At 55.4% G+C, this 18,966-nt stretch carries 19 protein-coding genes; 10 read left to right on the forward strand and 9 right to left on the reverse strand.

Going from position 1 to position 18,966, the window contains the following annotated elements:
- Nucleotides 1-61: 61 nt before the first annotated feature.
- Nucleotides 62-928 (reverse strand): 4-(cytidine 5'-diphospho)-2-C-methyl-D-erythritol kinase, encoded by an 867-nt coding sequence (ispE, locus tag DFO56_RS03910; RefSeq protein WP_045513515.1) that lies wholly within the window; start codon nt 926-928, stop codon nt 62-64.
- Nucleotides 925-1,545: a lipoprotein insertase outer membrane protein LolB gene (gene lolB / locus DFO56_RS03915; RefSeq protein ID WP_016495805.1), complete on the reverse strand. Its 621-nt coding sequence runs from the start codon at nt 1,543-1,545 to the stop codon at nt 925-927. The genes ispE and lolB overlap by 4 nt, the downstream gene beginning before the upstream one ends.
- Nucleotides 1,546-1,743: 198 nt before the next feature.
- Between lolB and hemA the strand changes: the two genes are divergently transcribed.
- The 6 genes from hemA to kdsA are packed head-to-tail and all read left to right on the forward strand — an operon-like array spanning nt 1,744 to nt 7,061.
- Nucleotides 1,744-3,000, forward strand: coding sequence for a glutamyl-tRNA reductase (gene hemA / locus DFO56_RS03920; RefSeq protein WP_045513513.1), 1,257 nt, complete (start codon nt 1,744-1,746; stop codon nt 2,998-3,000).
- 39 nt (nt 3,001-3,039) lie between these two features.
- Entirely contained in the window at nt 3,040-4,122 is a 1,083-nt protein-coding gene (prfA, locus tag DFO56_RS03925; RefSeq protein ID WP_016495807.1) for a peptide chain release factor 1, read from the forward strand.
- On the forward strand, nt 4,122-4,961 hold the full coding sequence (gene prmC, locus DFO56_RS03930) for a peptide chain release factor N(5)-glutamine methyltransferase (protein ID WP_045513511.1): 840 nt from the start codon (nt 4,122-4,124) through the stop codon (nt 4,959-4,961). Before prfA ends, prmC begins: the two co-directional genes overlap by 1 nt.
- A gap of 6 nt (nt 4,962-4,967) precedes the next feature.
- Nucleotides 4,968-5,360: an invasion regulator SirB2 gene (gene sirB2 / locus DFO56_RS03935; protein WP_016495809.1), complete on the forward strand. Its 393-nt coding sequence runs from the start codon at nt 4,968-4,970 to the stop codon at nt 5,358-5,360.
- Between the two features lie 3 nt (nt 5,361-5,363).
- Nucleotides 5,364-6,173 carry an invasion regulator SirB1 gene (sirB1, locus tag DFO56_RS03940; protein ID WP_016495810.1) on the forward strand — a complete coding sequence of 270 codons (810 nt, stop codon included), beginning with the start codon at nt 5,364-5,366 and terminating at the stop codon, nt 6,171-6,173.
- A 36-nt stretch (nt 6,174-6,209) separates the two neighbouring features.
- The gene (gene kdsA / locus DFO56_RS03945; protein ID WP_016495811.1) at nt 6,210-7,061 is read left to right on the forward strand and encodes a 3-deoxy-8-phosphooctulonate synthase; all 852 of its coding nucleotides are present in this window, start codon (nt 6,210-6,212) and stop codon (nt 7,059-7,061) included.
- Nucleotides 7,062-7,104: 43 nt separating this feature from the next.
- Here kdsA and chaA read toward each other — a convergent pair whose 3' ends face one another.
- Nucleotides 7,105-8,205, reverse strand: coding sequence for a sodium-potassium/proton antiporter ChaA (gene chaA / locus DFO56_RS03950; RefSeq protein WP_016495812.1), 1,101 nt, complete (start codon nt 8,203-8,205; stop codon nt 7,105-7,107).
- Nucleotides 8,206-8,479: 274 nt separating this feature from the next.
- Here chaA and chaB point away from each other — a divergent pair, with 274 nt between their 5' ends.
- Entirely contained in the window at nt 8,480-8,710 is a 231-nt protein-coding gene (gene chaB, locus DFO56_RS03955; protein ID WP_016495813.1) for a putative cation transport regulator ChaB, read from the forward strand.
- 171 nt (nt 8,711-8,881) lie between these two features.
- Entirely contained in the window at nt 8,882-9,580 is a 699-nt protein-coding gene (locus tag DFO56_RS03960; protein WP_045513508.1) for a gamma-glutamylcyclotransferase, read from the forward strand.
- A gap of 9 nt (nt 9,581-9,589) precedes the next feature.
- On the opposite strand, the gene DFO56_RS03965 is transcribed toward DFO56_RS03960, so the two are convergent.
- The 4 genes from DFO56_RS03965 to DFO56_RS03980 all read right to left on the reverse strand — a co-directional run bounded on the left by DFO56_RS03965 (nt 9,590) and on the right by DFO56_RS03980 (nt 12,923).
- Nucleotides 9,590-9,835, reverse strand: coding sequence for a DUF1883 domain-containing protein (locus DFO56_RS03965; RefSeq protein ID WP_016495815.1), 246 nt, complete (start codon nt 9,833-9,835; stop codon nt 9,590-9,592).
- A gap of 215 nt (nt 9,836-10,050) precedes the next feature.
- A complete protein-coding gene (locus tag DFO56_RS03970; RefSeq protein ID WP_045513506.1) occupies nt 10,051-11,835 on the reverse strand; it encodes a methyl-accepting chemotaxis protein in 1,785 nt (594 codons plus the stop codon).
- A 107-nt stretch (nt 11,836-11,942) separates the two neighbouring features.
- Entirely contained in the window at nt 11,943-12,296 is a 354-nt protein-coding gene (locus DFO56_RS03975) for a DsrE/DsrF/TusD sulfur relay family protein (protein ID WP_016495817.1), read from the reverse strand.
- Between the two features lie 78 nt (nt 12,297-12,374).
- Complete coding sequence (locus tag DFO56_RS03980; RefSeq protein WP_016495818.1) at nt 12,375-12,923, reverse strand: YbhB/YbcL family Raf kinase inhibitor-like protein; 549 nt, start codon at nt 12,921-12,923, stop codon at nt 12,375-12,377.
- A gap of 145 nt (nt 12,924-13,068) precedes the next feature.
- Here DFO56_RS03980 and DFO56_RS03985 point away from each other — a divergent pair, with 145 nt between their 5' ends.
- Nucleotides 13,069-14,439, forward strand: a complete 1,371-nt coding sequence (locus tag DFO56_RS03985; protein WP_016495819.1) for a YchO/YchP family invasin — start codon at nt 13,069-13,071, stop codon at nt 14,437-14,439.
- Between the two features lie 4 nt (nt 14,440-14,443).
- Here DFO56_RS03985 and narL read toward each other — a convergent pair whose 3' ends face one another.
- The gene (gene narL, locus DFO56_RS03990) at nt 14,444-15,094 is read right to left on the reverse strand and encodes a two-component system response regulator NarL (protein WP_016495820.1); all 651 of its coding nucleotides are present in this window, start codon (nt 15,092-15,094) and stop codon (nt 14,444-14,446) included.
- A complete protein-coding gene (narX, locus tag DFO56_RS03995) occupies nt 15,087-16,889 on the reverse strand; it encodes a nitrate/nitrite two-component system sensor histidine kinase NarX (RefSeq protein WP_016495821.1) in 1,803 nt (600 codons plus the stop codon). The genes narL and narX overlap by 8 nt, the downstream gene beginning before the upstream one ends.
- 308 nt (nt 16,890-17,197) lie before the next feature.
- On the opposite strand from narX, the gene DFO56_RS04000 reads away from it, so the two are divergent.
- Complete coding sequence (locus tag DFO56_RS04000; RefSeq protein ID WP_016495823.1) at nt 17,198-18,589, forward strand: NarK family nitrate/nitrite MFS transporter; 1,392 nt, start codon at nt 17,198-17,200, stop codon at nt 18,587-18,589.
- Nucleotides 18,590-18,966: the final 377 nt, after the last annotated feature.

Here is an 18,966-nt window from a genome sequence, read left to right on the forward strand (position 1 = left end):
AATTCTATCCATGCGGTGTATTAAAGAGCGCGATGCAACGTCTGGAACAGGTGTGACGTTGTCACCAGAGCTCAGCTTGCCCGGCGATGGTCTGCGCTAGCGGCGAGAGGTTGACGCCTCGCGCGACAAAACCGTGCAGCCATTCCGGGGCTTGCTCAAGCACCTGACGAGCGGCGGATTCGGTGTCAAATTCGGAAAAGACACAGGCTCCTGTGCCAGTCAGGCGCGACGGCGCGTATTCTAACAGCCAGGAAAGCGCGGCATCAACCTCGCGAAAACGTTTTCTTGCGATAACCTCGCAATCGTTGCCGAATTCACATTTTAATAACGTATCAATTGACCTTTGCGGCGTATTTCTCGGCAGCTCGGGATCTTTGAAAATCACCGGCGTGGGAATGCTGACGCCAGGGTGCGCCACCAGATACCATTTTTCCGGCGGATTGACCGGGGTGAGGATTTCGCCAACCCCTTCGGCGAAAGCCGCGTGACCGCGGACAAATACTGGCACATCGGCACCCAGTCGCAGGCCGAGTTCGGCTAACTCATCGACGCTCAGCTTGCAGCCCCACAAGTGGTTGAGGGCGACCAGCACGGTGGCAGCATTCGACGACCCGCCGCCGAGCCCGCCGCCCATCGGCAGGCGTTTGTCGATAGCGATCTCTGCGCCGCTACCCGCAGGCAGACGACCGCTTTGCGCCGCGCGCTGCATGAGCAGACGTGCGGCGCGTACAATCAGATTCTCTTCGTCCGGCACGCCTTCGACTGGTGTCAGCAGGCGGATCTCTCCATCGCGGCGCGGTTCAATGCTCAGCGTGTCGCCATAATCAAGAAACTGAAACAGGGTTTGCAGCGTGTGGTAGCCATCGGCGCGCTGGCCGGTAATGTATAAAAACAGGTTGAGTTTCGCCGGAGCGGGCCAGGTCGTCATTTGGCAATCCAGTTGTCCATTTTCAGCTTAATGCGCTGTTTGCCGTCGCTCAGCTCCATATTGGCCGGCAGGGAGGGCTGGCTGTTGTCATACCCGCCATATACCACTTTCCAGTTTTTGCCGCCCTGGCTGTAATTCAACTCGCTCAGGCGGTATTGCGCATCGAGCTTATAATCGGTGGCATCGCCTGGCAGACCAAGGATCCACTGGCGCAGGCTATTAAGTGGGATCGGCATGCCGGTCAGTTTGCCAATCATCTCTTCGGCATCATCGGCGGTATACCGTTTGCCTTTGTTGTCCACCAGTTGCACGTTACCCGGCTGGGCGTTCAGTTCCAGTTCAGTGCTGCCCAGTGGGTTGGTCAGCAACAGACGATAGCGATCCTGGCCGGTTTGCTGCCAGAAGAAACGGGCATACACTTTTTGCTCGTCAGAGATATAAGCGAATGCGCCGCGCGTTTGATACTGATTTAAGCTGCGCACCTGTTGCTGATGTTCGCGCCACTGTGGCGAATCCGGGCTTTGTCCCGGCCCTTTTGGTGCATTGAGCGTACAAGCGGTTAACACGAGGCTTGCCAGCGGCAGCAGGCGAATAAAACGGAAGTCTGGCAGAGTCATAACGAGGGGAAATCCTTGCGAGGTTGCAGTATTACGCTTAATGCTAGCGCCGCTCTGAAACAGCGTCTACGTTCAAGTTGTCTTAAATCATTAAATTACCAATTACTCCGAAAGGGTAGTGTCTCTTTTATTGACCTCACTCATCCTGTATGATGCGTACAGTCTAACCTTATCAACGTTGGTACTATTCCCGCGCTCATGACCCTTTTAGCACTTGGCATCAATCACAAAACGGCTCCCGTTTCGTTGCGAGAACGCATTGCATTTTCGCCGGAAACGCTTGACCAGGCGTTAGAAAGCCTGCTGTCACAGCCGATGGTGCAAGGCGGCGTGGTGCTGTCAACCTGCAACCGTACCGAGCTCTATCTGAGTGTTGAAGAGCGGGACAACCTGCAAGAAGCGCTGGTGCGCTGGCTGTGTGATTATCACCATTTGCGTGAAGACGAAGTGCGCCAGAGCCTCTACTGGCACCAGGATAACGACGCCGTCAGCCATTTAATGCGCGTGGCGAGCGGGCTGGATTCGTTGGTTCTCGGCGAGCCGCAAATCTTAGGCCAGGTGAAAAAGGCCTTTGCCGATTCCCGGCGTGGTCATGACAACGCCAGCGATCTGGAGCGTATGTTCCAGAAATCATTCTCCGTCGCCAAGCGTGTGCGCACGGAAACCGATATTGGCGCCAGTGCGGTATCGGTCGCTTTCGCCGCCTGTACGCTGGCGCGGCAAATCTTCGAATCCCTTGCGTCGGTGACCGTGCTGTTAGTGGGCGCAGGCGAAACCATTGAGCTGGTTGCGCGCCACCTGCGCGAGCATAAAGTGCAGAAAATGATCATCGCCAACCGTACGCGTGAACGCGCGCAGGTGCTGGCGGATGAGGTCGGTGCGGAAGTCATTGCTTTAAGCGATATTGATGAGCGCCTGAAAGATGCTGATATCGTGATCAGTTCCACCGCCAGCCCGCTGCCAATTATTGGTAAAGGAATGATGGAACGCGCGATGAAAGCGCGGCGTAATCAGCCTGTTTTGCTGGTGGATATCGCCGTGCCGCGCGATGTCGAGCCGGAAGTGGGCAAAGTGGCGAACGCCTATCTCTATAGCGTCGACGATCTGCAAAGTATTATTCAGCACAACCTGGCGCAGCGTAAAGCCGCGGCGGTGCAGGCGGAAACCATCGTCGCCCAGGAAACCAGTGAATTTATGGCCTGGCTGCGTGCGCAAAGCGCCAGCGAGACCATTCGCGAATACCGCAGCCAGTCTGAAACGGCACGCGATGAACTGACTGCCAAAGCGCTTGCCGCGCTGGAGCAGGGCGGCGATCCGCAAGCTATCATGCAAGATCTGGCGTGGAAACTGACCAACCGCCTTATCCACGCCCCAACCAAATCTCTTCAGCAGGCCGCCCGTGACGGGGACGATGAGCGCCTGCATATTCTGCGCAACAGCCTCGGGCTGGATTAGCACAACACTCTCTTATTATTAAAAGGTGCATTTACGCCTATGAAGCCTTCTATCGTTGCCAAACTGGAAGCCCTGCATGAGCGCCATGAAGAAGTTCAGGCGCTGCTCGGTGACGCCCAAACCATCGCCGACCAGGATAAATTCCGTGCGCTGTCGCGCGAATACGCACAACTGAGCGATGTGTCGCGCTGTTTTACTGACTGGCAACAGGTTCAGGAAGATATCGAAACCGCGCAGATGATGCTCGACGACCCGGAAATGCGCGACCTGGCGCAGGATGAACTGCGCGACGCGAAAGAAAAAGGCGAGCAACTTGAGCAGCAATTGCAGCTGTTGCTGCTACCAAAAGATCCTGATGATGAACGTAACGCGTTTGTCGAAGTTCGCGCCGGAACCGGGGGCGACGAAGCTGCGCTGTTTGCCGGCGATTTGTTCCGTATGTACAGCCGTTATGCCGAATCCCGCCGCTGGCGCGTCGAGATCATGAGCGCCAACGAAGGTGAGCACGGCGGTTTTAAAGAAGTGATCGCCAAAATTAGCGGCGAGGGCGTTTACGGACGTCTGAAATTTGAATCCGGCGGCCATCGCGTCCAGCGCGTTCCGGCGACGGAATCGCAGGGCCGAATTCACACGTCTGCCTGCACCGTGGCCGTGATGCCGGAGCTGCCGGAAGCCGAAATGCCGGATATCAACCCGGCCGATCTGCGTATTGATACCTTCCGCTCTTCCGGCGCGGGCGGTCAGCACGTTAACACCACCGATTCCGCAATCCGTATTACCCACCTGCCGACCGGGATTGTGGTCGAGTGCCAGGATGAACGCTCGCAGCATAAAAACAAAGCGAAAGCCTTGTCAGTGCTCGGCGCGCGCATCCACGCCGCAGAAGCCGCGAAACGCCAGCAGGCAGAAGCCTCAACACGGCGTAACCTGCTGGGCAGTGGCGATCGCAGCGACCGTAACCGCACCTATAACTTCCCGCAGGGTCGTGTGACCGATCACCGTATCAACGTCACGCTGTACCGCCTTGACGAAGTGATGGAAGGCAAGCTGGATATGCTGATAGAACCGATTGTGCAGGAATACCAGGCCGACCAGCTGGCGGCGCTCTCCGAGCAGGACTAATGGATTATCAACAGTGGTTGCGCCAGGCGATAAGTGAGCTGGCAGCGAGCGAAAGCCCGCGCCGCGATGCGGAGATCTTATTGGGCTTTGTCACTGGCAAATCGCGTACGTTCATTCTCGCGTTTGGTGAAACCTTGCTTGACGGCGGACAGCAGCAACAGCTGGCGACGTTACTGGCTCGTCGTGTGAATGGCGAGCCGGTGGCGCATCTGATTGGCGTACGGGAGTTCTGGTCACTGCCGCTGTTTGTCTCGCCTGCAACCCTTATTCCGCGCCCCGACACCGAGTGCCTGGTAGAGCAGGCGCTGGCGCGCCTTCCTTCCTCACCGTGTCGCATTCTCGATTTAGGCACCGGCACTGGCGCCATCGCGCTGGCGCTGGCGAGCGAGCGCCCGGACTGCAATGTCACAGCGGTCGATCTGATCCCGGATGCGGTGGCGCTGGCACAACGTAACGCCGCACATCTGAACATCACCAATATTGAAATCCTGCAAAGCCGCTGGTTCAGCGCGCTTGAAGGGCAGCAATTTGCCATGATTGTCAGCAATCCGCCTTACATTGATGAGCATGATCCGCATCTTGCGCAGGGCGATGTGCGTTTTGAACCGCTCAGTGCGCTGGTGGCGGCCAACAACGGACTGGCGGATTTACACACCATCATTGATGCTGCCCGCCAGCATGTGTTGCCCGGCGGCTGGCTGCTGCTGGAACATGGCTGGCAACAGGGCGCAGATGTTCGCGCTATCTTCAAACATTATGGCTGGCAGCACGTGGCAACGTGCCGGGATTACGGTGATAACGAACGCCTGACGCTGGGGCAATGGCCTTTACAGGAGTAATGGGCAATGAATGCTTTTAAGCTGCTGATTACATTGCATTTGACCTCTGTGGCGCTCACCGTTAGCCTGTTTGTTTTACGCTACTGGTGGCGTTGGTCGGGCGATCCGCGTATTAACGCCCGCTGGGTGCGGGTGGTGCCGCACACGGTGGATACCGTGCTGCTGCTGAGCGGCGCGGGTTTGATGTGGGTGACAGGCTATTTGCCATTTACGGTTAAAGGCGCATGGCTGACTGAAAAGCTGTTTGGCGTTATCATCTACATCGTTTTGGGTTTTATTGCGCTGGGGCGACATCGCCCGCGCAGCCAGCAAACAGGTTTTATCGCTTTCTTGCTGGGGCTGGTGGTGCTGTACATCATCATTAAACTCGCCGCCACAAAAGTACCGATACTGGGGTAAGACATGAGATCGTTAGCTGATTTCGAATTTAACAAAGCGCCGTTATGCGACGGGATGATCCTTGTTTCCGAGCTGATTCGCGATGACTTTCCTTCGCAATATGTGCAAGACGAACTGGAGCGGTTGCTCAGTCTGGCACGTGAGGAGATAGGTCAGGCAAAGCCTCAGGACTGGCAACTGGAAAAACTCGTTGAGCTGTTTTACGGCGAATGGGGTTTTAAAGATACGCGCGGCGTGTACCGTTTATCTGACGCGCTGTGGCTGGATAAAGTGCTGCAAAACCGTCAGGGTAGCGCGGTATCGCTGGGCGCGATTTTACTGTGGGTCGCCGGTCAGCTGGATATTCCCCTGACGCCGGTGATTTTCCCGACTCAGCTCATCCTGCGTGCCGAATGGCTGGATGGTGAAATGTGGCTGATCAACCCGTTTAACGGAGACACGCTGGATGAACACACGCTGGAAGTGTGGCTGAAAGGCAATATCAGCCCGGTGGCCGAGCTGTTTAACGAAGATCTCGATGAGGCCGACAACGCCGAAGTGATCCGCAAATTACTGGATACACTGAAGTCGGCGCTGATGGAAGAGCAGCAGATGGAACTGGCGTTGCGCGCCAGTGAAGCGCTGTTGCAGTTCAATCCCGAAGATCCGTATGAGATCCGCGATCGCGGTCTGATTTATGCGCAGCTGGATTGTGACCATGTGGCGCTGAATGATTTGAACTACTTTGTAGAGCAGTGTCCTGAGGATCCGATAAGTGAAATGATCCGCGCGCAAATCAATTCGATTGCGCACAAGCAGATTACCCTGCATTAAAGATTTGTTCCGATTCACACTCGATAAGGCGATTTTATGAAACAAAAAGTGGTCAGCATTGGCGACATTAACGTCGCGAACGACCTGCCGTTTGTACTGTTTGGTGGTATGAACGTGCTGGAATCCCGCGATTTGGCAATGCGCATTTGCGAACACTACGTCACCGTGACCCAGAAACTGGGTATCCCGTACGTGTTCAAAGCCTCTTTTGATAAAGCCAACCGTTCTTCCATCAAGTCCTACCGTGGACCGGGTCTGGAAGAGGGGATGAAAATCTTCCAGGAACTGAAACAGACCTTTGGCGTGAAAGTGATCACCGACGTGCATGAAGCGTCGCAGGCGCAGCCGGTGGCTGATGTGGTGGATGTGATCCAGTTGCCTGCGTTTCTGGCGCGTCAGACCGATCTGGTTGAAGCGATGGCGAAAACGGGCGCGGTCATCAACGTGAAAAAACCGCAGTTTGTCAGCCCGGGCCAGATGGGCAATATCGTGGATAAATTCCACGAAGGCGGCAACGATAAAGTGATCCTCTGCGATCGCGGCGCGAACTTCGGCTATGACAACCTGGTGGTCGACATGCTGGGCTTCGGCGTAATGAAGAAAGTCTCCAACAACTCGCCGGTGATTTTCGATGTCACCCACGCGTTGCAGTGCCGCGACCCGTTCGGCGCGGCGTCTGGCGGTCGTCGTGCTCAGGTTACTGAACTGGCGCGTGCCGGGATGGCAACCGGTCTGGCAGGGCTGTTTATTGAAGCGCACCCGGATCCGGATAACGCAAAATGCGACGGCCCGTCCGCGCTGCCGCTGGATAAACTGGAGCCGTTCTTAAAACAGATCAAAGCGATTGACGATCTGGTGAAAAGCTTCGACGAACTCGATACCGAGTAAGCATAAAAAACCCCGCGAGTGCGGGGTTTTTTGTTTCTGCCTGTCAGGCAAATATTGTCATCAGATAGGCTGCGAACAGCGCCAGGTGCGCCGCGCCATTAAGCACGTTGGTTCGCCCGGTAGAGAACGAGATTTGGCACAGCAGTAGCGAAGCGACCATGACAATCATTTCCGGCGCGCCCAGGCCGAACACCAGGTCATTACCGGTTAGCCACGCAATCAGCGTCACAACCGGGACGGTGAGGGAAATCGTTGCCAGTACCGAGCCAAAGAACAGGTTCATTGCGCGCTGTACCTGATTATTCAGCACCGCTTTTAACGCCCCTAATCCTTCCGGCGAGAGGATCAACAGCGCCACCAGGAAACCGGTAAATGCCACCGGCGCATTCATTTCTGTCAGCAGCGCTTCCAGCGGCGTCGCATTCATTTTCGTCACGGCAATGACCGCAACCAGATGGATAATCAGCCACAGCGTGTGCCACAGATTTCCGTGCGCGGAAGGTTTGCCGTGGTGCGGATCGTCATCATCGCCTTCGTCTTCATGTTCATAGACGAACAAGCTCTGGTGCGTTTTGGTCTGGATAAGCAAAAATACGCCGTACATGGCCGCTGAGATCAACGCCACCAGCAGCGACTGACCAATTGTAAAATTGGCCTGCGGCAGTGCCATCGGAAACACCAGCACGATAATCGCCAGCGGAAACAGCGCTATCAGATACTGTTTAATGCCAAACAGATTCATATATTGCGTGGCGAACTTACGCCCGCCCAGCAGCAGCGAAAAGCCCACCAGACCGCCGGTGACAATCATGATGATGGAATAGAGTGTGTCACGCATAAGCGTTGGCGCGGCGTCGCCGGTGGCCATCAATGCGGAAATCAGGCTGACTTCGAGGATAACCACCGACAGGCTGAGGATCAGTGAACCATAGGGCTCGCCAAGCCGGTGGGCAAGCACGTCGGCATGGCGTACCACGCTAAACGCGCTGGATAAGATACCAACCAGTGCTAACAAATTAATGCCGATAACCGCTGGTAGTGACTGCGAACCTCCCCAGAAAAGCAGCACTGCCAGCGCCAGCACCGGGAAAATAAGGGATGTTTCCTTGTGGCGGGTTTTCACCGCCTCGTGCGTTGTTGTCATTATGATGCTCCATCACAGTGCAGGTGTTTGCGAATTATAGATAGAAAAAGAACGGGTCATAAAATAACAAAAATCACTGTTTTGCTGGGCTTTTTTACGTAGTTTTACCCTCAGAGCTTCGTTTTGTTATCAACTAAATAAAATGCGCGCTCTCATTTAATTTCTATTTATCTTACAGTGAGATAGGTGTGACAATCTGGCAAACTGTTACTTTTTCTGGCGTGCCCGCTATTTGTCGTCCAGGCTTACTTCTTTAAGCCAAAAGGAGCGTGAAATGCCGTATAAAGCGAAGTCCGATCTGCCAGAGAGCGTGCAACATGTCCTGCCGGCGCATGCGCAGGAAATTTATAAAGAGGCGTTTAACAGCGCCTGGGAGCAATATAAGGACAAAGACGATCGCAAAGGGGATGCCAGCCGCGAGGAGACGGCGCACCGCGTGGCCTGGGCGGCGGTAAAAAACGATTACCAGAAAGGCGACGATGACAAATGGCATAAAAAGAAGTAACGCACTGAAATAATTACTTTTCGCCATTTATAGCTCTATTCGATGGATTGACGCTATTGCCAGCGGCCTGTGAATTGCATAAGGTCGTAGTAAGCTGCGCTTAAAGCAGCATATGCCGGGAAGGCAGCAGTTGAGCAGTCGCACGGAAGCAGGCAGTGGCGGAGGTAGAAGATGTTAACGCGTGATTTTTTGCGAACAGCAGATTGCAAAACGGCATTCGGCGATATTGACGAGTCGTTACTTTGGTCGGCGGAACAGCGCGCGGCATCGCTTGCGGCGACGCTGGCATGTCGGCCGGATGATGGCCCGGTGTGGATTTTTGGTTATGGTTCGCTGATGTGGAACCCGGCGCTGGAGTTTGACGAATCCTGCACCGGTACGCTGACGGGGTGGCACCGTGCGTTTTGTCTGCGCTTAACCGCTGGTCGCGGCACCGCCTGCCAGCCTGGACGCATGCTGGCGCTTAAAGAGGGCGGGCGTACCACGGGCGTGGCGTACCGTTTATCCGACGACACCTTGCTTGATGAGCTGACGCTGCTGTGGAAACGCGAAATGATCACCGGCTGTTACATGCCAAGCTGGTGCAAACTGGCGCTTGATGATGGCCGCACGGTAAATGCGCTGGTGTTTATTATGGATCCGCGCCATCCGCTGTATGAATCCGATACGCGTGCGCAGACCATCGCCCCGTTGATTGCCGCCGCCAGCGGCCCGCTCGGTACGAATGCGCAGTATCTTTTTTCACTGGAACAGGAGCTGATGAAGCTCGGTATGCGGGATGATTGCCTGAACGATCTGGTGGGGAAAGTGCGTTTGCTGCTGGAGGGAGAAAAACCAGGCCCGGAGATGCAGCCTGGTTTTGCCTGCTAACCGTAACCGTTAAGCGGCGACGTAGCTGATCGAGTGCTCCAGCGACTGGCTGTGGCTGTCGATCAGCACACTCCAGACGCCGCTGTATGGCACAGCCAGATAGGCACTTGCGCGATTCTGTACACTCAGAATATCCGTTTGAGCGTTCGGCGTTCGGCTCTTCTCGCTCATCAAATGAATGTGACAACTTTCGGAACAACGAACAACTACTGTATCCCCACCAAACAACTTCAGACTTGCTTTTACCACCGCCATTTTTAACCCCGTAGTTTTTTAACAACGCGATCCGTGCGGGAAGGATCCCCGTGCGTGACTTTGTTCACAATTCACTCAGTGCATAACACCAAACGGAGGGGGTTCGAATGCTGATTTTGATCAAATAATGACGTAACGATTAAACAAAAATTACATTATTCGGCAGGGGAAGAAGACGGCGCGTAAAACCGTGGTTAAAACGCGCCGATAAAAAATTAAATGCGGAAATGACCGGCAGTTTCAGCAAGCTCCGTCGCCTGCGAGCGCAGCGCGCCTGCGGCGGCGGTCGATTCAACCACCAGTTCCGCGTTTTGCTGCACCATACGGTCAAGATCTAGCACCGCATGGTTAATTTCCTGAATGCCTTTCATCTGCTCGCTGGTGGCGACGGAAATTTCACGCATGATCACCGACACACTGTCGATGCTGGCGACAATATCCGTCATGCTGTCGCCCGCGAGGCGGACAAAGCGCGAACCGGTCGCCACGCTTTCGGTGGTGGAGTCGATCAGCGTTTTGATCTCTTTCGCCGCTTGTGCACTGCGGCTTGCCAGATTACGCACTTCACCGGCAACCACCGCGAAACCGCGACCCTGTTCACCCGCACGGGCAGCTTCAACCGAGGCGTTGAGCGCCAGGATATTGGTCTGGAAAGCAATGCCGTCAATCACGCTGGTGATATCGCCGATTTTTGCCGAAGCCACTTCAATCGACTGCATCGTATTGATCGCTTGCGTTACTACCTGACCGCCGCGCGACGCCGCTTGCGAAGCCACATGCGCCTGATCGTTGGCCTGTGCTGCGGCGTCGGTAGACTGCGCCACCGATGCGGTGATTTGCTCGACCGCACTGGCCGTTTCGCGCAGGCTGGAGGCCGCTTGTTCGGTTCGCCCGGAGAGATCCTGGTTGCCGGCGGCAATCTGTTGCGCGGCCACTTGTACCGAATTGCTGGAATCGCGCAGTTTAATCATTACCACTGAAAGTTTGTCGCTGAAGGCGTTAAAGGCATGCGCTATTTGTGACACCTCGTCATGACCATCCACCGGTAAGCGCTGCGAGAGATCGTTGGTGCCGCTGCTGATCGCGTTCATGGCATCGCGCACCGTCAAGAGGCGTTTAAGCAGGGTGGCGACAATCCAGTGCATCAATGTACCGGCAATCAGCACCAGCACAATCAGCGACAGCGCAGAGGCTTTCAGTTGCGCGCGCAACCCGGCGGTAGAATCAGCGCTATCAAGCGCCACCGCCAGCAGCCAGTTGGTGCCTTTGACCGGGCTTGCCAGCAGTGCTTTATCTTCGCCGGCATACACACCTTCCACCCGTTTTCCAGCCCGTAACTGTTCGAAGCTGACCCCGCCAATCGCCTCACTGAAGGGCTTCATGGTCAGTTTGTCGTTGGCGGCGGCAATTACAGAACCATCGCTTGCCAGCAACATGCCGGTGCTGTTCGGTGTTGGGCTGATACCGCGCACGTTAGCCACGACGCTATCCATCGAGACGTCGCCTGCGACCACGGCTTTTAACGTACCGTTCTCTTTGACCGGGACGGCGAAGGTTACTACCAGCGCACCGGTGCTGGCGTCAACATAAGGTGCAGTGACGACAGGCGCGTCGGCTTTTACCACTTGCTGATACCACGGACGGATTGTCGGGTCGTAATCCGCCGGGACGCCGCCCGGATCGGAGAATTTCGCCGTTTTCGTGGCGTAACCGACATAAACGTTGATAAACCCACCGGCGCGCGCGATCTGCGTGAAAACCGGCACGGGATCGTCGGTTAACGCCACGCTTTGCAAAGAGGCAATCATGTTCATTTTGCTGGCGACCCAGTCGGCAATCGCAATACTGTGACTGGCGCTGGTGCTGGAGAGAATATCCTGCTGGGTTTGTTGGCTATGCTGGCTAGTTACCTGATAGTTAATGATGGTGTTAAGCAGCAAAGCGCCGGCGAGACACCCCGCCGTTGCTGCAATAATACGGGACTTAATCGATCTGAACATAGTTATAGTACCTGCTGTGTTGTCTTAAAGGGCTATCGGCAACACAGCAGGCAAACTTGATGACGTAACGCCACCCATAAGAAAAAAATATTAAACTCGCCGCAATATTAAAACGTTAATACTTTGTCGGCCGCCAGCGTCCACTGCGCCAGCTCCACCAGCGTGCCGATCTCCACGCCGTCAATCAGCGGCAACGCGGTGATGCCGCGCCCGTCGGTGCAGGTTTTACACAGTTTCACCGGTACATTTTGCGCCGTCAGAATTTCCAGCATCTGCTGGATGTTGTAGCCCTCAGCGGGTTTTTGTCCGCGCAACCCGGCGGTTACTGCGTCGGACATCAAAAACAGCCGCAGTTCAGTGTCGCTACTCTGCTCACGCAGCGCGATGGCCAGCCGTAAGCTATTGAACAGCGACTCACTGCCGTACGCCGCACCATTAGCGATAATCACGATTTTTTGCATCTTCACTCCTTCGATAAACAGGATTCGTGGCGCTTATGCTACTGCGCCGGCGCAACGGGCGAAAGGCAGTCACAACAATTACTGACCAAAGCGACCGATAAGCCCGGTGGCGGCAAGCGTGTGACCTTTCAGTTTTGCGAATAACTCTTCGCGCGTCAGCCCTTCGGGCAGCGTTGGTTTAAGCGACGTGGCGATCAGGGTAAAGGTGTAATGATGCGCGCCGCTGCCCGGAGGCGGGCACGGGCCATGCCAGCGCAGATTCCCCGGTGTGTTCTTGCCGCCCGTATAGCCTTTGCCATCACGCAGATCGTTTTGCGCAAAGCCCGTGCTGGACGGGGCGATGTTATAAGCCACAAGGTGCGTTACGCCCAGCCCGGTCGCGCCTTCGGGATCGTGCACCACCAGCGCGTAACTCTGCGTATTGGCAGGTGGGTTGTTCCACACCAGCGACGGCGAATAATTTTCGCCGGTACAGTTCGGATTATTGCTGGCGTTACCGGCGAATTTTTTCTCCATTAAGGCGTTATCGGCAAATGCGGAAGATTGCAGGGTAAACAGCTCGCTGGCGCCGGCCTGCGCGGCATAAAACAGGATCGCACTACACAAAATTTTATGCTTAGTGTTCATGTCAGCTCTCCGGTAAGGGGTGCATTAACTGTAGCTGCAGCGAAGCGCAGGGATAAGGTTTTTCCTGGTATTTTGTCTGCGGCTGTAAAGCCCTGGCAAAACCGTTAAACTTGACGGTATGAATTATCCTCTCCTTACACTTCTGATGCTGTCACTGATAAGCGGCGTCGCCAGTGCCCGGCAGAATAGCTTCGTACAGCAAGCAGAAAACCCCTTTGATAATGACGGCGATGGTTTGCCGGATCTTGGCATGGCCGCGGAAAATGGTGCGCAGGAAAAGCATTTCGCAGAGATGGCGAAAGCGTTCGGCGAAGCCAGTATGAATGATAACGGCCTGACCACCGGCGAGCAGGCGCGGCAGTTTGCTTTCGGACAACTGCGCGATGTCGTCAGTGATGAAGTGAATCAGCAAGTGGAGTCCTGGCTTTCGCCGTGGGGCAGCGCCAGCGTGGATTTCAAAGTGGATAATGAAGGCGGGTTCACCGGCAGCCACGGCGACTGGTTTGTGCCATTGCAGGATAATAATCGCTATCTCAGCTGGAGCCAGCTTGGACTGACGCAGCAGGATGCCGGGCTGGTGGGAAATGTTGGCGTCGGTCAGCGCTGGATCGCCGGCGACTGGCTGCTCGGCTACAACACCTTTTACGATAATCTGCTTGATGACAATCTTGGTCGCGCCGGGCTGGGCGCTGAGGCCTGGGGCGAGTACTTACGCTTTTCAGCAAACTACTACCAGCCGGTAAACAGCTGGGAGTACCAGACCGCCACGCTGCAACAGCGTATGGCGCGGGGCTACGATGTTACGGCGCAGGCGCGATTGCCGTTTTATCAGCAGCTTAATACCAGCGTCAGTGTCGAGCAATATTTCGGCAACAGCGTTGATCTGTTTGACACCGGTACCGGCTATCACAACCCGGTGGCGGTGAAGCTGGGGGTGAATTACACGCCGGTCCCGCTGGTGACGCTGACCGCCGAACACCGGCAGGGGGAGAGTGGGGTTAGTCAGAACGATTTAGGGCTGAAAGTGAATTATCGCTTTGGTGTACCTCTGTGGAAGCAGCTCTCTGCCAGCGAGGTGGCAGAGAGCCGTTCGCTACGGGGTAGCCGCTATGACAGCCCGACGCGCAACAATGCACCGGTTTTCGAATATCGTCAGCGTAAAACGTTATCGGTATTTCTCGCCACGCCGCCGTGGGATTTGCAGCCGGGTGAGACGGTGGCGCTGAAACTGCAAATTAACAGCACGCACGGTGTACGTTCGATAACCTGGCAGGGCGATACGCAGGCGTTAAGCCTCACGCCGCCAGCCAATGGGCGCAGCAGCGATGGCTGGACACTGATTATGCCGCGCTGGGATAGCGCAGAAGGTGCCACCAACCGCTGGACGTTGTCGGCATTGGTGGAAGACGATAAAGGGCAGCGCGTTGAATCGAACACTATCGAACTGAAGCTGACGGAGCCGGTGATCCCTCCAGCGGAAAACAGTAATACGGGCTGGACGCTACCAGACCCGTAACCTGTCAGAAAATACGTTCCTGATGCACCCAAACGGCGGCTTCAACGCGGGATTTCAGTTTCATTTTCTTCAGCATGTGTTTGACGTGAACTTTAACCGTGCTTTCGGTGATGTCCAGGCGGCGGGCAATCATTTTGTTCGGCAGCCCCTGGGCAATCAGCTTGAGAATATCGCGTTCGCGTGGCGTAAGCTGGGTGATATCCCGGTCAGTGGTGGCGCGGTTGGCGCGCAGGCTGGCGGCCAGCACCGGGGTGAGCGCTTCGCTGAGCACCATTTCGCCCGCCGCGGCTTGTTGCAGCGCTTTCAGCAGATCTTCCGGCTCCATATCTTTCAGCAGGTAGCCATCTGCGCCGCGTTTTAACGCGGTCACCACGTCTTCTTCATGGTTGGAGACGCTAAAGACAACAACGCGTCCCGACAGGGTTTTTTCCCGCAGCTTATCCAGCGTTTCCAGCCCGTTCATGCCTGGCATGTTGAGATCCAGCAAAATCAAATCCGGGTCCAGCGATTCCGCCAGTTCAATGCCTTGTTCCCCGTTGCTGGCTTCGCCGACCACGGTGATGTCGGGAGCCATGCTGATTAACTGCTTCACGCCGGTTCGCAGCATTGGATGGTCGTCGATCAGGAGGATGGTGGCCGGATCCTGATTACTCATGGGTATCTCCTTGCATGGATGAGAGAAACGTCTCTGGAATAAACGTCACGACGACCTCGGTGCCGCCGGATGCTCCGGGGCGAACCTGGCAATCGCCGCGCAGGCTTTGCGCGCGGTCACGCATAATTATCAATCCATAATGGTTCGTCCTTTCAGCATTGACCGGGATGCCGCAACCATTGTCGGTGATGCGCAATATTACCCGGTTTTCCTGCTGTTGCACTGCGACGCTGACCGCGGTTGCGCCGGAGTGTTTTAATGCATTGCTCAACGCCTCGCGGGCTATCTGTAACAGGTGAATCGCCTGATGCGCCGGGACCAGCCGGGGCGGGAGCTGGTAATCAAGACGTACCTGGAAGCCGAAACGACCGCTGTACTCCTGGCAACTGGACTCCAGCGCCGGGCGCAGCCCTGGTTCGGTTAATTGTAAACGAAACGTGGTCAGCAACTCGCGCAGCTGCGCCCATGAGGTATTCAGCTCGTTGCGGATCTGCCCCAGCAACTGCTGGCTGTTTTCCGGCAGCGCGTCGCCCTGCATTTGCAGGCAACTCACCTGCATCTTCATGCAGGAGAGGGACTGCGCGATAGAGTCGTGTAATTCGCGGGCGATGGTGGCGCGCTCTTCCATGACCATCAACTGTTGCTGCCTGTCCTGATGGCGATCAAGTGCCAGCGTCGCGGTGAGTTGTTCCACCAGCGTGTCGACCAGTTGCTGCTGGTCATGGCTTAAATGGCGGCCCGGCGGCAGCGTTGCCAGCAGCAAACCATACTGCATATGCGCATCCGCCAGTCGCCATTTCAGCGTGGTGCCAAACCCGCTGGATTCGGTGAGAATACCGTTGCGCGGACATAAATGGCAGCCTTTGTCATCGCAGCTCGCATCCGACTGGCAGGTAAAATCCTGATGATTTTCTTCATCTTCCAGATCGTACACCCGCAGCTCAATATCATGCAGCAGGGTTAAATTCTGCAAACCGTTCAACACCGGTGACAGGCGCTCGCACATCGGGATACGCGAATGCAGCCGGTGGTTAGCCTGCCATAAAAACGACAGGATCTGGTTCTTTTGCTCAAGCCCGGCGGTTTTCTCCTGTACCCGGCGTTCCAGTATCGCGTAGCTCTCGCCCAGCTCGGCCGACATGTTATTTAACGCCTCGCCAAGCGTCGCCATCTCGTTGCGCCCGCTGATGCGTGCGCGCTGGGTAAAATCACGCTGGCTGACCGCACGTGCCATGCTCAGTAATTGCTGCCACGGACGGAGTAGACGCGCCCGCAGCCAGACCACGGCAAACAGCAATAACAGACCCATCACTATCGCCATGAGCCGGTGCATCACCACCACTTGTTCAATACGGTGTTCGGTGCTGCGGTCAAACGAGGTAACCAGCCGGTCGATTCGCCCAACGAAAATCGCAATAATTTCCGCTGCTTGCGATGGTTGTTGTGCCTGTTTTATCGCCGGTACGACTTCGCTGCGCCAGTAGTTTTGCAATGCCGCGAGCTGCGCTTGCTGGCCGTCGCGCTGTGCCGCCTGCGCCAGTTCCGGGCTGAATGCGGTGTACTCCATTTCGTCGAGCAAATATTGCTCGTCTTCATGCAGCGGAATGGCGGACAACAGGCGGTAGCTCTGCATACGTAGTGAACCGGCTTTATTGATCGCATGTGCGCTGCCCTGAACGCCTTGTACCAGCCAGCCGGAGATCGCCATGCCCGTCACGCCGATGGCGGTCGACAGCAGCATCAACAACGCCAGTTGGTTAACTAGCGAGATCGGTGAAAAAAGGCGTTTTAGCATAGGTGATTAAGGCTCCTCGGCCGCGTGCGGTGCGGATGTCGCTATTGTCTGCCATCGCCTGGGGTATACCCATACCTCTAAAGGATTACCCCTTTATTGCCAGCGAGCTGACAAGAGTGGGAACAATCTGAGTAGGGAAGGTCAGAACCGTGAAAAACCACACCTTTTTTGTCGGTAAAAGGTACTCATAAATGAGCATGGCGATTTTTCACCCGCGAAATGGGCTGCTTTTCCTTTGATTTATATCAACTTAACTACCGCTATAAAAACTAAGGTGGCAGGCATCAAACCGAACAGCAGAGGTGTATATGCAGCACTCAACCATCCCGGAAAAAAGTTCGTCAGCGCGGGTTATTACCGACTGGCGTCCTGAAGATCCGGCATTCTGGCAACAGCAGGGCAATAAGATTGCGAGCCGCAACTTGTGGATCTCCGTGCCTTGTCTTCTTCTGGCTTTCTGCGTCTGGATGCTTTTTAGCGCAGTCGCCGTCAATCTCCCGAAAGTGGGTTTTCAGTTTACCACTGACCAGCTCTTTATGCTGACAGCGTTGCCATCCGTTTCCGGCGCACTGCTACGTGTCCCGTACTCCTTCATGGTGCCGGTGTTCGGCGGCCGTCGCTGGACAGCTTTCAGTACCGGGATCTTAATCATTCCATGTGTGTGGCTCGGTTTTGCCGTGCAGGATCTGAGCACGCCGTTTAGCACGTTTATCATTATCTCGCTGCTGTGCGGTTTTGCTGGTGCGAACTTTGCTTCCAGCATGGCGAACATCAGCTTCTTTTTTCCAAAACAGAAGCAGGGCGGCGCGCTCGGTATTAACGGTGGCTTTGGCAACCTCGGTGTGAGCGTGATGCAGTTGATCGCACCGCTGGCGGTCTCTTTCTCCATTTTTGCCGCCTTTGGCGGTACCGGTGTTGCACAACCTGATGGTTCGTTGTTATACCTCGAAAACGCCGCCTGGATATGGGTACCGTTACTGGCGGTGTTTACCCTGGCAGCCTGGTTCGGTATGAATGAGCTGGCGACCTCTAAAGCCTCGCTTAGCGCGCAACTTCCGGTGCTCAAACGTTCGCACCTGTGGATTATGAGCTTCCTCTATCTGGCAACGTTCGGCTCATTTATCGGCTTTTCTGCCGGTTTTGCAATGCTGTCGAAAACTCAGTTCCCGGAAGTGCAGATCCTGCATTTCGCCTTCTTCGGCCCGCTGGTGGGCGCGCTGGCTCGCTCCGCAGGCGGCGCGATTTCTGACCGTCTCGGCGGGACTCGCGTAACGCTGGTAAACTTTGTGCTGATGGCGATTTTCAGCGCCTTGCTGTTCCTGACGCTGCCATCCGGCGGCACCGGGGGCAATTTCACCGCATTCTTCTGCGTCTTCCTCGTGTTGTTCCTGACCGCCGGGCTGGGCAGTGGCTCGACGTTCCAGATGATTTCGGTGATTTTCCGGAAAAAAACCATGGAACGCGTGCAACAAAGTGGCGGCACAGAAAGTGAAGCCATGCGTGAAGCCGCCACCGAGACAGCCGCGGCGCTGGGTTTTATCTCGGCAATTGGCGCGATTGGCGGTTTCTTTATTCCTAAAGCATTCGGCACTTCACTGGCGTTAACCGGCTCACCGGCAGGCGCGATGAAAGTGTTCCTTGTGTTCTATATCGCCTGTGTGGTGATCACCTGGGCGATATACGGGCGTAAAAAACAATAACACTCAGTAAATGTTGATTATCCTTGCGCGGTGAAAGCCGCGCTTTTTTTATGTCGTCATTAGTTACAACATACTTTTAGATGTTCTCAGCGGCGTGCTGCGGAAACCTCTGTGACGGGCATCACTTTGCAGGTTCATCTACCCCTTAATACCCCGGAACGCGGAATTATCTGCTTGTACCGCTGCGAGTTTATATAAAACCCTTATTTATCAATGGATTAAAAAATAAAAATCCCTAACTCTTTGTGGGTACTCCGTGTTTCTGGCGCAGAAACGAAGCTTTGGCAGCTTGATCATCATCAATTCTCTTTGTCTTTGTGGGGGTTACCTTCGCCGCAATTGCAGCAATGTCGATTTACCAAGAGAGCCTGACAGGC

The organism is Kosakonia sp. AG348, from assembly GCF_003337365.1.
Taxonomy (GTDB): Bacteria; Pseudomonadota; Gammaproteobacteria; order Enterobacterales; family Enterobacteriaceae; genus Kosakonia.